Origin of the sequence: Streptomyces sp. NPDC005574 (assembly GCF_040605435.1) — a bacterium.
Taxonomy (GTDB): Bacteria; Actinomycetota; Actinomycetes; order Streptomycetales; family Streptomycetaceae; genus Streptomyces.
In genome coordinates, this window is record NZ_JBEXCW010000061.1 from 38,269 (window position 1) to 51,009 (window position 12,741).

At 73.8% G+C, this 12,741-nt stretch carries 7 protein-coding genes; 4 read left to right on the plus strand and 3 right to left on the minus strand.

Annotated elements, in window-relative coordinates; genetic code table 11:
• Positions 1 to 27: 27 nt before the first annotated feature.
• Positions 28 to 951 (plus strand): SGNH/GDSL hydrolase family protein, encoded by a 924-nt coding sequence (locus tag ABZT03_RS30040; protein ID WP_356045075.1) that lies wholly within the window; start codon positions 28 to 30, stop codon positions 949 to 951.
• Positions 952 to 1,110: 159 nt separating this feature from the next.
• Positions 1,111 to 2,559, plus strand: coding sequence for an argininosuccinate synthase (gene argG / locus ABZT03_RS30045; RefSeq protein WP_356045077.1), 1,449 nt, complete (start codon positions 1,111 to 1,113; stop codon positions 2,557 to 2,559).
• Between the two features lie 123 nt (positions 2,560 to 2,682).
• On the opposite strand, the gene ABZT03_RS30050 is transcribed toward argG, so the two are convergent.
• Together ABZT03_RS30050 and ABZT03_RS30055 are read right to left on the minus strand one after the other, a co-directional pair.
• On the minus strand, positions 2,683 to 4,983 hold the full coding sequence (locus ABZT03_RS30050) for a Tat pathway signal sequence domain protein (RefSeq protein ID WP_356045080.1): 2,301 nt from the start codon (positions 4,981 to 4,983) through the stop codon (positions 2,683 to 2,685).
• Between the two features lie 805 nt (positions 4,984 to 5,788).
• On the minus strand, positions 5,789 to 6,943 hold the full coding sequence (locus ABZT03_RS30055; protein WP_356045083.1) for a ferritin-like protein: 1,155 nt from the start codon (positions 6,941 to 6,943) through the stop codon (positions 5,789 to 5,791).
• Positions 6,944 to 7,162: 219 nt separating this feature from the next.
• Here ABZT03_RS30055 and ABZT03_RS30060 point away from each other — a divergent pair, with 219 nt between their 5' ends.
• Entirely contained in the window at positions 7,163 to 10,066 is a 2,904-nt protein-coding gene (locus ABZT03_RS30060; RefSeq protein WP_356045086.1) for a BTAD domain-containing putative transcriptional regulator, read from the plus strand.
• A 53-nt stretch (positions 10,067 to 10,119) separates the two neighbouring features.
• Here ABZT03_RS30060 and ABZT03_RS30065 read toward each other — a convergent pair whose 3' ends face one another.
• A complete protein-coding gene (locus ABZT03_RS30065; RefSeq protein ID WP_356045089.1) occupies positions 10,120 to 10,773 on the minus strand; it encodes a response regulator transcription factor in 654 nt (217 codons plus the stop codon).
• Positions 10,774 to 11,515: 742 nt separating this feature from the next.
• Between ABZT03_RS30065 and ABZT03_RS30070 the strand changes: the two genes are divergently transcribed.
• Positions 11,516 to 12,529 carry a hydroxyacid dehydrogenase gene (locus ABZT03_RS30070; protein WP_356045092.1) on the plus strand — a complete coding sequence of 338 codons (1,014 nt, stop codon included), beginning with the start codon at positions 11,516 to 11,518 and terminating at the stop codon, positions 12,527 to 12,529.
• Positions 12,530 to 12,741: the final 212 nt, after the last annotated feature.

Consider the following 12,741-nt stretch of genomic DNA (forward strand, 5'->3'; position numbering starts at 1 on the left):
GTGCGCTCCAACCAGGGGAGGCCCCTCATGAACCGTGACCCGCATCCCGCCGCACAGGCGGGGGCCCGCCGTCGGGTCAGGACCGCCGCGGCGGCGGTCGGCGGCTGCGCCCTCGTGGTGGGCCTCGCGGCGCCGGCCGGTGCCCACGGCTCGGGCGGCGGGCGCGACACCGACTACGTCGCCCTCGGGGACTCCTACACCTCGGGCCCCCTCATTCCCACCCAGGTGGACGCCAACTGCGCCCGCTCCGACCACAACTACCCCTCGCTGGTGGCGGCGGCCCGAAGAGCGGTCGCCCTCGCGGACGTGAGCTGTTCCGGGGCGACGACCGAGGAGATGTGGAAGGCGCAGGGGACCAACGCTCCCCAACTGGACGCCGTGAACCGTGACACCGACCTGGTGACGCTGCAGATCGGCGGCAACGACATCGGGTTCAGCTCCATCATCGGCACCTGCGCCCAGCTCGGCTCGCAGGACCTGGCGGGCGACCCGTGCCGTCGCCACTACGCCTCCACCGGCGTCGACCGGCTGTCCCTCGCGGTGCTGGAGACGGCGCCGAAGGTGGCACGGGTGCTCCGGTCCGTCCACGCCAGGGCGCCGCACGCCCGGGTGCTCGTCGTCGGCTACCCGGACCTGCTGCCCGACGACGGCAGCGGCTGCTACCCCTCGGTGCCGTTCGCGGCGAAGGACTTCCCCTACCTGCGCGACACCACCAAGCGGCTCAACCTGATGCTCCGGCTGGTGGCCGCGCTGAACCGCGCCGAGTACGTCGACACCTACGGCCCCACCCGCGGCCACGACATGTGCAAGGCGCCGGCCGACCGCTGGATCGAACCGTTGCGGCCGGCCTCCCCGGCGGCCCCCGCCCACCCCAACGCCAAGGGCGAGGCGGCCATGGCGACGGCCGTGCTCCAGCGCCTGGGCAGGGACGGCAGGGACGGCAGGCACTGAGGCACCGGCGTCCCCGGGGGACCACCCCGGGGGCCGCCAGGATGCGGCGAACAGGCACCCAGGTGCCGTTCGGACGCGGCGAACAGGCACCGGGACGTTCCGGAGCGCGCCCCTCACCGCCGTGTTGCATGATCATGCGGGATGTTGCATAATCTTGCCATGTCCAAGGTCCTCACCTCCCTCCCCACCGGCGAGCGCGTCGGCATTGCCTTCTCCGGCGGGCTCGACACCTCGGTCGCCGTCGCCTGGATGCGCGACAAGGGCGCCGTGCCGTGCACGTACACCGCCGACATCGGCCAGTACGACGAGCCCGACATCGCGTCGGTGCCCGGCCGTGCCTCCGCCTACGGCGCCGAGATCACCCGGCTCGTCGACTGCCGTGCCGCGCTGGTCGAGGAAGGGCTGGCGGCGCTCGCGTGCGGCGCCTTCCACATCAGGTCCGGCGGTCGCCCGTACTTCAACACCACGCCCCTGGGGCGCGCGGTGACCGGCACGCTGCTGGTGCGGGCCATGCTCGAGGACGGGGTGCAGATCTGGGGCGACGGCTCCACGTTCAAGGGCAACGACATCGAGCGGTTCTACCGCTACGGGCTGCTCGCCAACCCGCACCTGCGCATCTACAAGCCCTGGCTGGACGCGGACTTCGTCACGGAGCTCGGCGGCCGCAAGGAGATGTCGGAGTGGCTGCTCGCCCACGCGCTGCCCTACCGCGACTCGACGGAGAAGGCGTACTCCACGGACGCCAACATCTGGGGCGCCACGCACGAGGCGAAGACCCTGGAGCACCTCGACACCGGCATCGAGACGGTCGACCCGATCATGGGCGTGCGGTTCTGGGACCCGGCCGTCGAGATCGCCCCCGAGGACGTGACGATCGGCTTCGACCAGGGCCGCCCGGTCACCGTCAACGGCAAGGAGTTCGCCTCCCCGGTCGACCTCGTCATGGAGGTCAACGCGATCGGCGGCCGGCACGGCCTGGGCATGTCCGACCAGATCGAGAACCGGGTGATCGAGGCCAAGAGCCGCGGCATCTACGAGGCGCCCGGCATGGCGCTGCTGCACATCGGCTACGAGCGACTCGTCAACGCGATCCACAACGAGGACACCGTCGCCGCCTACCACAACGAGGGCCGGCGGCTGGGCCGGCTGCTGTACGAGGGCCGTTGGCTGGACCCGCAGGCGCTGATGGTGCGTGAGTCGCTCCAGCGCTGGGTGGGCACCGCGATCACCGGCGAGGTGACCGTGCGGCTGCGGCGCGGCGAGGACTACTCGGTCCTCGACACCCGGGGCCCGGCGCTCAGCTACCACCCGGACAAGCTGTCCATGGAGCGGACCGAGGACTCGGCGTTCGGCCCGGTGGACCGGATCGGCCAGCTCACCATGCGGAACCTGGACATCGCCGACTCCCGCGCCCGTCTTGAGCAGTACGCGGGCCTGGGCCTGGTCGGCAGCGACCACGCGAGGCCGATCGGTGCCGCGCAGGCGGCCTCGACCGGTCTGATCGGCGCCATGGACGAGGGCGGCGCCGAGGTGATCGCCTCACGCGGCGAGGCCACCGACGAGGAGACGATGCTGGACCGCGCCGCGATGGAGTCCGGCACCGACTGACACCGGCCACCCGGACGGCGGGCCCCGGCGGACCACGGTCCGCCGGGGCCCGCCGCCGTTACCGGACGTGCGCGGTGCGCCCGCATCCCTCCCGCACACGTCCTCCCGGCGGCGAGTCGTGGGTTACGGCAGTCCCCACGGCTCGCCCGGCTCACTGACGCCGACCGGAGCGATGTCGAGGGCGGGCCGCGCCCCCGTGTACAGCAACACCTCGCGGTTCCTGGCGAGTTCCACGGCGAGGGTGCCGTCGCCCTGCGCCCGGGTGCGGGCCGGCGTCCCGTCGTCCAGCAGCGCGGTCACCGGGCCGCCCGACAGGGAGTGGCGGATCACGAGCGGCTCCCCGGCCAGGCTCCGCACGCGCACGAAGCGGGTGACACCACCCGCGCGGACCGCGCTGACGAGGAAGGCGCCCTGGGTGCGGAAGTCGTGCAGGGTGACATCGGCCCAGGCGGCCGGTACGGCCGGGAACACCCGCACGACGCCGCCCCAGCTCTGGCAGAGCATGTCGTGCAGGGACTGCGACGCCGAGAGCGGGGTCTCGATGACCGGACCGGCCTCGGTGTAGTGCGTGTTGGCCCGGCACGGGTAGCGCGTGGTGGGGTCGAAGAACTTCTTCAGATAGGTGAGCGCGGTGTCCCCGCGGCCCATCATCGCGTACAGCGAGGCGGCCCCCGTGTAGCTGTATCCGCGGTGGGCGCCGGTCAGCGCGTGCCAGCGGACCACCGACTTCTCGATCAGCTCGCGCTGCTCCGGCTGGTCCCAGTTCACCTGGTAGAGGGGGTACACCATGAGCAGGTGCGAGTAGTGGCGGTGGGACTGCGCGTACGGGGTGTCCCCGCCGATCATGAAGCCGTTGTCGTCCACCGGGTACGGCGTGAGCTTGGCCAGCACCTCCTGCCAGCGCTGCTTCAGCGGATCGTCGATCTTCAGGCGCGCGCTCGCCTCCAGCAGGGTGGTGCAGCCCCAACGGATCAGCGCCAGGTCGTAGTTGGTGTCCCGCGGAGGCACCACGGGGTACTCCGGGGAGAGCGTCGAGGGCAGGTGCAGCTTGCCGTCGTCGCCGGGCTGGAGGAAGTGCAGGTAGTAGTTGACCGCGCGGCGCAGCAGGGGGAAGACGGTGTCGCGCAGCAGTGCCTGGTCCATGGTGTGCCGGTAGCTGAGCCACGCGTTGTGCAGGGCCCAGGTGAGGTCGCCGACCTCGGCGCCGCTGCCGGGGGTGCCGACCCCGCGCTGGGCGAACATGTCCGAACTGCGGCCGACTCCGGCGCTGTCCGACCGGTAGGCGGCGGGCACGTTCGCGGTCAGCTGTTCCTGGTTCTGCCGCAGGGTGGTCGCGAGCGCGTCGAGTTCCAGGTGGTTGGAGCCGTGGATGAGCCAGTACTCCAGCTGGAGGTTGAGGTTCCACCACACGGCGGGCCACGGGGTGGGCTCCAGCCAGGGGCCGCAGGTCGCCATCACGGGTCCGCCCGCCCGGCTGGCCGACGCGACCTTGTAGAGCTGGATCCAGTGGAAGCTCTGCAGCCGCTCGTCGGGGATCGAGACGAAGCTCTTGCGGTAGAACGCCTGCCACCAGCCGGTGTGCCGTTTGCGCAGCGCCGGGTACGACCCGGCCTGCCGGATCTTCTTGAGCGAGTCGGCCGCGGCGCGGGTGCCGGAGGGGAAGCTGTGGCTCACGTTGAGCAGCAGGGTGTCCTTGGTGCGGCGGTAGGCGGTCGCGGTCTGTCCGCCGCCGACGAGCGGCTGGAGGACCTGCTGGACGTCCCCGGTGGCCTGGGTGGTCCAGGGCGGGTTCTGGACGTAGCCGGCCGGCGGCTCCTCGCTGATCCTCCGGGGGCTGAGCGCCTCCTCGGGATGGAAGGTCCAGGTGGCCTTCTCCTCACCGGTGGCGGTCACGCGGGCCGCGAACATCCCGTCGTGGATGAGGGCGGACAGCTTCAGGGTGCCCTTGTCGGTGGTGACCGTGCCGGTGAGTTCGGCGTTCCACAGGCTCAGACGCCAGTCGACGGCGGTGACGGTCCCGACCGGGTCGAGGGTCAGATGGCCCACGGGCAGCCGGCAGGTGCCCCAGCCGCTCCCGAACTCGGGCCGGTGGTCCTGCACTTCACCGTGCTGGACGGTGAAGCGGACACTGTTGGAACCCGGCTCCTGGTACACCATGCTGCCGAGCCGCCCGTCCCCGAGGAACGGTCCTTCGTGCCACACCTTGGGCAGGCGGCGCCACACCAGGTCCTGGCCGCGCAGGAACGAGGACCACGCGTCGGCCGAGCCCATGCGGTTGTGGAGGGTCCAGGGAGCGTGGACGCCGGGAGCGGCGGCCGGGCCGGCGGCGTCGGCGGGGGCGCCGGCCGCCTGGGCGACCGTGGGGAGGGCGGCGAGGGCCGTACCGCCCAGGGCCGAGCCGAGGACTGCTCTGCGAGAGGTCATGCGGGTGCCTCCAACGAGAGGGACTGGTCAGGGGGGACCGACAGGTCAGGGGAGAGCGGGCGAGGGCGCGGTGCGCCGCACCGTCAGAGCCGGTCGGACGGGCGGCGGAGAGCGCAGACCCCGCGTGGTCCGGCCGACCGGGTGCGGTGTGTGCCGGTCGGCCGCGCGCCGCTCGGCGCGTCCCGTACCTGAGGTCGCGGAAGCGCGCCTCGGCGCGGCCGCCGCCGTGCTGGTGTTCGCCGTTCCTCACGTGCCGGGTGGCCGGGCCGCGCTCCTGCCGTGTCAGCATCGGCGAGTCGTCGAGACGGACCCGGACGGTGCGGCCGAAGGCGTCGTGCCGGGGCCGCGGGGGAGGGCGCCGACGGGGTCGTCGCGTGGGCGGTCCCTCCGGCCGGTAAGCCGCCGGCCGCGGGCACCCGGCGCCGTGATGAGTTCATGTCACTTCCCTGATCGATGGGTGTCGCGCGGGCCCGAAGCGGGCCCGGCCGCTCGGAGAGCTGTCGACCGGGCCTGCGCGATCCGAGCATTCATCGGATCTATTTCGTGCTTCAAGGTATGAGTGAGGGCTGGGCGCGTCAATATGTGTGCTGCGTCGATCAGAGATCGGATGTACGTCGGGGTGGGGCGCCCGACACGACGGGCGGTCCGCCGGGTCGTAAGACGGTCGTCCGCCGAACCGGACGGCGACGGGCGTCGGGCCGAAGGACGGGGGAGTGTCGGGTCGGACGACGGCGGAGCGCGGCCCCCCGGCCAGCCGCGCAGGGTCAGCCGGCAGGGTCAGCCGCGCCGGTTCGGTCGCGCCCGGTCAGCCGCGCCCGGCGAGGGGCGGCCGGAACTGGGGGCCGTAGTTGCCCGGTGCGTCGGGGATGGTGATGTCCATCAGCTCCACGGCGGGCCCCTCCATCCCCCGCATCGTGTGCACGGCCGCTCGCAGCGCGCTCGCGTCGCCGCCGGCCCAGGCCCCTTCGAGCGCGTCCAGCACCGTGGCGTAGGAATCGTCGAAGTGGTCCAGGATCCGCTGCACCTGCGCCGACGGGTGGGGCCAGCCGCCGGCCGGGACCCGCGCCATCGGACGCGCGTCCGGGAACGGCACGGCCGAACCCGTGAACCGCCAGCTCTTCCCCTCCTTGCGCAGCTGCCGTCCGTGGTAGATCTCGCCGAAGGCGTAGTAGTGCGCCGGGTGGTCGTCGCCGAACGCGTCGGCGGGGGAGCTCGTGCTGCCCTCGCCCTGCTCCTTGATGATGTCGAGAGAGCGCTCGACAGCGGCGAGGCTGTCGACGGGCTTCAGCACGTCGGAGCCGATGTGCTCGGACAACTGCCCTCGCTTCGACAGCTCCGGCGCCACGCTCTTGAACGCGTGGAGCAGGTTGTCGTAGAACCTGCCGATGCTGGGTGAGGTGTGGGCGTCGCGGGCCAGCGGGGTCTCGGGCGCTTCGAGCGCCATCATGACGTCGTGCACGAGGGACCTGGTAAGCCCCGACAGGTAGACGTTCACGCCGGTGCGCACGCCGCCGGGCAGCGGACCGGGGTACTCGGGCGCCACTCCCGTGAGCCGGGGCCGCCCGCCCACGGCCACCAGCAAATTGCAGACGACGCCCAGGTGGTACATCTCGTCGCCGACGATGCGCCGGATCAGCCGGGCGGCCTCTCCGCCGCGGTCCTTGATGGACCACCAGCCGCACAAGTACGGCGGGATGGTGGCGAGTTCGAGTTCGACGGCGACCTGGAGAGCCGTGCGCAGCCACTCGACGTCACGCCCCTGATGCGGCACCGCGAGCAGACGGGCGACCGCCCCGGGGCCGGGAGCGGGAGGCACCCGCTCGCTCGCCGGGAGTCCGGCGGCCTGGGCGGAGGCGGCGGAGACCGGAGCGGCCGCCGTCAGCGCGGCCGACGCGATGAAGGTCCGGCGCCTGAGCGGGGGAGTGGCCGCGCCGTCAGGACTCTTGCTCGTACCAGTCACCGTAGTCTCCGCTCATAGGCTTGGCCCCGCCTCGACTCTGGTGTCCGGGACCCTCCGACGGCTCGCGAAGCTAGCAACGATCATGGGCAATCCCAAGGCGCGTGGCTGTGACCGACCCCTGCACCACCCTGTCGGCCCACGGCGGGATCGGGTAACTCAGGGTTACAAGGTGCGGGGCGTAGGGTCGGGGCGCGGGGCGGGTGAGGTGAGGGGTCAGGGATGTCGCGGGAGCCGGTGCGCTTCGAGGTGCTGGGGCCGGTGCGGGTCTGGCGCGCGGGGACCGAGGTGGAACCGGGGCGTCCGCAGGAGCGGGCGCTGCTGGCGTTGCTGCTGGTGCGGGCCGGTGAACCGGTCGCCGTGGGGGAGATCGCCGAGGTGCTGTGGGGCGAGGGCGCCCCGGACAGCGCGGTGAACGTGGTGCGCCGTCTGGTGGGGGCCGTACGCCGTCTGCTGGAGCCCGGGCTTCCGGCGCGGGCCGCGGGCCGCTGGCTGGTGCGGGAGGCGGGCGGTTACCGGCTGGTGCTCGACCAGGAGGCGCTGGATCTGCTGCGGTTCCGGGCGCGGTGGGCCGAGGCGCGACGCGCGAGGACGGACGGGGCGTGGGCGCGGGCGGTGGAGTCCTACGATGCGGCGCTGTCGTTGTGGCGGCTGCCGGCCGTCTCCGGGATTCCGGAGCGGGCGCGGGCCCACGCCGTGTTCGGCGCGCTGGAGGGCGAGTACGTCGAGGCGGTGAAGGAGGCCGCCGACGCCGCGCTGCGGGCGGGTGCTCCGGAAGCGGTGGTGCCCCGGCTGCGGGAGGCGGTCGCGGCCTGGGGTCTCGACGAGCCGCTGGTGGCACGGCTGATCCGGCTGCTGGCGGCGGCCGGGCTGCGGCCGGAGGCCCTGGACGCCTACGGTGCGGTGTCGGCCCGGCTGGCCGACGAGCTGGGGATCGATCCCGGGCCGGAGCTGCGGGAGGCCCACCGGATCGCGGCCCGTGAGACGGCGGCTGCCCCCGCGGACGCCGGCACGGGCGGGCAACCCGCTCCCGGCGCCGCCGGGCGGGTCGCCGGGGTGCCGGTGCCCGCGCAACTGCCGCACGACCTGGCCGCGTTCACCGGGCGGCGGGCGGAGCTGGAGAAGGTCCTGGGCTGGGTGTCGGATGACGGCCGGCCGGCGGGGACGGTGGTGATCAGCGCGGTCGGCGGAATGGCCGGGGTCGGCAAGACGGCGCTCGCGGTGCACTGGGCACACCGCGTCGCCGCCCGCTATCCCGACGGACAGCTGTATGTGAACCTGCGCGGCTTCGACCCCTCGGGCGCGGTGATGAGCGCGGGGGAGGCGGTACGGGGTTTCCTCGCCGCTCTGGGGGTGGCACCGGAGCGGGTACCGCGCGGGGTGGACGCCCAGGCGGCGCTGTACCGGAGTCTGCTGGCGGGGCGCCGGGTGCTGGTGCTGCTGGACAACGCGCGGGACAGCGATCATGTACGCGCGCTGCTGCCGGCCTCGCCGGGATCGCTGGCGATCGTCACCAGCCGCAACCAGCTCACCGCCCTGGTGGCCGCGCACGGCGCCCACTCCCTGACCCTGCACTCGCTGGGAGCGGAAGAGGCGCGCGAGTTCCTGGTCCGCCGGCTCGGGGCGGAGCGGGTGGACGCGGAACCGGCGGCGGTGGCCGAGATCATCGCGTCCTGTGCGGGGCTGCCCCTGGCACTCGCCTGCGTCGCGGCGCGCGCGGCGGCGCATCCGGGGTTCTCGCTGGCCGCGATCGCGGCCGAACTGCGGGCGGCGGAAGGCAGCCTGGACGCCTTCACCCGCGCCGACGTGGCGGCGGACGTGGGCGCGGTGTTCTCGTGGTCGGTACGGGCGCTGTCGCCGGACGCGGGCCGTCTGCTGCGGCTGCTGGGACTGCATCCGGGACCGGACGTCACCGCCCCCGCGGCCGCCGCCCTCGGCGGCACGACGGTACGTCAGGCGCGGCTCCTGCTGGGCGAGTTGTCGCGGGTCCACCTCATCAACGAGCGCGTGCCGGGCCGTTACGCCTTCCACGACCTGCTGCGCGCCTACGCCGCCGAACTCGCCCGCACCGAACTCGGCGAGGAGCAGCGGGAGTCGGCGGTGAGCCGGCTCTTCGGTCACTACCTGTACTCGGCGCACGCGGCGGGGCTGCTGATCGCGCCGTACGCCGACGTGCTCCCGCTGCCCGAGGCACCCGGCCAAGTGCTGCCCCAGCCGCTGGCGGACGACGACCAGGCGCTGGCCTGGCTCACCGCGGAGTACCAGGTCCTCCTCGCCGTGGTCGAGAGCGCCGCGGCCTCCGGCGCGGCGGGGGAACGCCTGGCCTGTCAGCTGGTCTCGGGGCTGGAGCGGTTCCTGGACCGGCGTGGTCACTGGCACGGCTGGGCCGGGGTCCAGCGGACGGTGGTCGACGCGGCCCACCGGCAGGCCGATCCCGTCCTGCGGGCCCACGCCCTGCGCGGACTGGCCAGAGTGGAGGGCCGGCTCGGACTGCGCGACGAGGCCCGCGCCCACCTCGAACAGGCCCTGGAACTCTTCACCGAGACCGGGGACGACGTCGGACGGGCCTACGTCCAACTGGGGCTCGGCTGGGAGGCGGAGAGGCGCGGTGACCTGACCGCCGGACTCGAACACGACCGGCGGGCCCTGGAGCTGTTCCGCAGCACCGGCCAGAAGGCCCCGCTGGCGTCGGCCCTCAACGCGGTCGGCTGGGACCACGCCACGCTCGGGGAGTACGAGCACGCCCTCACCCACTGTCTGGAGGCCGTGGCCATTCAGCGGGAGCTCGGCGACCATGTCGGTGAGGCCGCCACCTGGGACAGCATCGCCTATGCCCACCACCAGCTCGGCGACCACGCGCAGGCCCTCACGGGATACCGCAACGCCCTGGCGGTCTTCCGTCAGGTGGGTGTGCCGTCGGAGGAGGCGTTCTGTCTGGTCCGGATCGGTGACACGCACGCGGCGACGGGAGACCGGGAGGCCGCCCGCACCGCCTGGCGAAGCGCCCTGACCCTCCTCACCGACCTCGCCCACCCCGAGGCACAGGCGGTCGCCGCCAGGCTCCGGGAACTGGACGAACCCCGCGAGCATGCCGGAGAGGCTCCGGTCAGTCCGTCGGCGCGGTGACGGCGACCGGCTCGGCGAGCCGCGCACCGGTCGTGACTCGGAGCTGGGCCGGGTCAGGTGCCGAGGTCGGCGGCGTCGCGGGCGACCAGCGCGGCCTGCACGCGGTTGGTGACCTCCAGCGCGGTCAGGATGCGGCTGACGTGGGCCTTTACGGTGCTCTCCCGCATGCCGAGGGCGCCGGCGATGTCGGCGTTCGTGTCGCCCCGCGCCAGAAGGCCCAGCACGTCGCGTTCGCGCGGGGTGAGGGTGGCGAGGCGGTCGCGGGCGTCGAGCGCCCGGGGGCGGCTGGTGGCGTGGTAGCGGTCGATGAGCCGGCGGGCCGCCGAGGGGTGCAGCATGGCCGAGCCGGCCGCGACGAGATGGACGGCGCGCAGGATCTCGTCCGGGTCGGTGTCCTTGAGCAGGAATCCGTCCGCGCCGGCGGCGAGCGCGCTGTAGACGTACTCGTCGAGGTCGAAGGTGGTCAGGGTGATCACCCTCGGCGGGTGGGGCAGGGCGCGCAGTCGGGCGGTGGCGGTGATGCCGTCCATGCGGGGCATCCGTACGTCGACCAGGGCCACGTCGATCCGATGGGCCTGGGCGAGTTCGACCGCGCGCAGCCCGTCGGCGGCCTGCGCGGTGACCTCGATGCCCTCGTCGCCGTCGAGCAGGTCGGCCAGACCGAGTCGGACCAGGGCGTCGTCGTCGACGATCATGGCGCGGATCATGTGCGGGGGCCGTTCTGTCGGGGGGCCGCGGGGACGGCGAGGACCGCCGGTGTCCTGTGCAGGCAGCGGCGGCCGTCCGTTTCGTCTCCGGTCACCCAGGAAGCGTAGGCGCCGACGACGGGGGACGCCCCCGGCGATCGTCCAGGGCGGTCCCCCACTTTCGTCGGGGGCGGCGGGCGACGGGCGGCGGCGGGGAGGCGGGGTGCCCCGCGACCCGCGCCAGCGGCCTCAGGCCAGTCGGCACCCGCCTGGACCGGACCCCGTGATGGCCTCGCACCCCGGACGTGCCTCCTCATCCGTTACGCGGGCCCTTCGGCGCAAGCCCCGCTGGGACGCCTCCGCAGGGCCACGCCGACGCCGACGCGGCGGCCCTCCGCCGGCCGGAGCGGCAGGTCAGGGCCGCCCGCCACGTTCCAGCGGGATGCGTTCGCCCGCCTCGATCTCGACGGGCAGCCGGTTTGACGTCGGCGGGCCGGTGCTCGCCGCCGGGCGCGACATCTGCCGAGCCGGTACGCGCCGTCGGGCGCAACGTCCGCCACGCCTATACGCCCCGCCGCCCGACGTCCGCCCGACCCGTACGCTCCGTCCGGCCGTCCGGAAACCGGCGCGCCGACGCGGCATTGACCGTTGCCGTACCCGCTCCCTAGCGTGGACCACGTTTGCCGTGCCGCCCCCCGGTCATCCGGCTTCCGGAGGACGCCCGGCGCCCGCCCGTCCACGTCCCCGCTCCCGGAGGAGCTGCATGCCGACGGCCCCACGTCCCCGCGCCCTGTTCGCACTGGACCCCGTCCATCTGCCCGCGCTGTTCCCCGCCCCTGAGCTGGAACGGCTGCGGGAGCTGGTGGACATCGACCCGGAGCTCGTCGTGCGGGACTTCAGCCGGCCGGAGGCCGCCGAGGCGCTGGCCGGGGCCGAGGTGCTGATCACGGGCTGGGGCTGCCCCCGTATCGACGCCGGGGTGCTGGACGCGGCCCCCCGGCTCCGCACCGTCCTGCACGCGGCGGGCAGTGTGCGGGGCATCCTGTCGGACGGCTTCTGGGAGCGGGGGCTGGTGGTCTCCAGCGCCGCGCGGGCCAACGCCCTGCCCGTCGCGGAGTACACGCTCGCCGCGATCCTGTTCGCCGGCAAGGACGCCTTCCGCCTCCGCGAGCGCTCGCGGGACGAGCCCCTCCCGCCGGCGCCGGACTCCGGTCTCGCGGTCGGCAACCTCGGAAGGCGCGTCGGCGTCATCGGCGCCTCGCACGTGGGGCGCCGGGTGCTGGAACTGCTGCGTCCCTTCGACCTCTCGGCCGTCCTGTACGACCCGTACGTGGACGAGGCCGGGGCGGCGGCACTCGGCGCCGTTCCTCTCGCGCTGGACGAACTCCTGCGGACCAGCGACATCGTGAGTGTGCACGCCCCCGACACCCCGGAGACGTACCGCATGCTCAGCCGCGAACGGCTGGCCCTGATCCCGGACGGCGCCACCCTCGTCAACACCTCGCGCGGCGCGCTCATCGATCCGGAGGCGCTCACCGAGGAGCTGGTCGGCGGCCGGATCAACGCGGTGCTGGACGTCACCGAACCGGAACCGCTGCCCCTGGACTCCCCGCTGCGCCGGCTTCCCAACGTCTTCCTCACCCCGCACATCGCCGGGTCCCTCGGCAACGAACTGGCCCGCCTCGGCGGCACCGTCGTGTCGGAACTGGAACGCCTCGCGGCCGGACTGGCGCCCGAGCACGCCCTGCACCGCGCCCAACTGGCCACCATCGCCTGAGTGGTCGACGCGGACACGGCTCAACGCCCGCTGGGGGATCGGCCGTGTGGTCAGGTCCGGGGCGGAGGTTCCGCGGCCTGCGGGGCGGGCCCCGCCGCGGCGTCGGCGTAGCGGCGCGCCAACCGGGCGAAGGCGTCCCGGAGTTCGGCAGGTTCGACGGCAACTCCCCGGCGATCCGGTCCAGCGCCTCCTCCCAGGAGGCGGGCACGAGC

Bases quoted from the DNA above. Each gene is read 5' to 3' on its own strand.
- ABZT03_RS30060 (WP_356045086.1), top strand. From the start codon at position 7,163: ATGTCGCGGGAGCCGGTGCGCTTCGAGGTGCTGGGGCCGGTGCGGGTC.
- argG (WP_356045077.1), top strand. From the start codon at position 1,111: ATGTCCAAGGTCCTCACCTCCCTCCCCACCGGCGAGCGCGTCGGCATT.
- ABZT03_RS30065 (WP_356045089.1), bottom strand. From the start codon at position 10,773: ATGATCCGCGCCATGATCGTCGACGACGACGCCCTGGTCCGACTCGGT.
- ABZT03_RS30070 (WP_356045092.1), top strand. From the start codon at position 11,516: ATGCCGACGGCCCCACGTCCCCGCGCCCTGTTCGCACTGGACCCCGTC.
- ABZT03_RS30040 (WP_356045075.1), top strand. From the start codon at position 28: ATGAACCGTGACCCGCATCCCGCCGCACAGGCGGGGGCCCGCCGTCGG.
- ABZT03_RS30050 (WP_356045080.1), bottom strand. From the start codon at position 4,983: ATGACCTCTCGCAGAGCAGTCCTCGGCTCGGCCCTGGGCGGTACGGCC.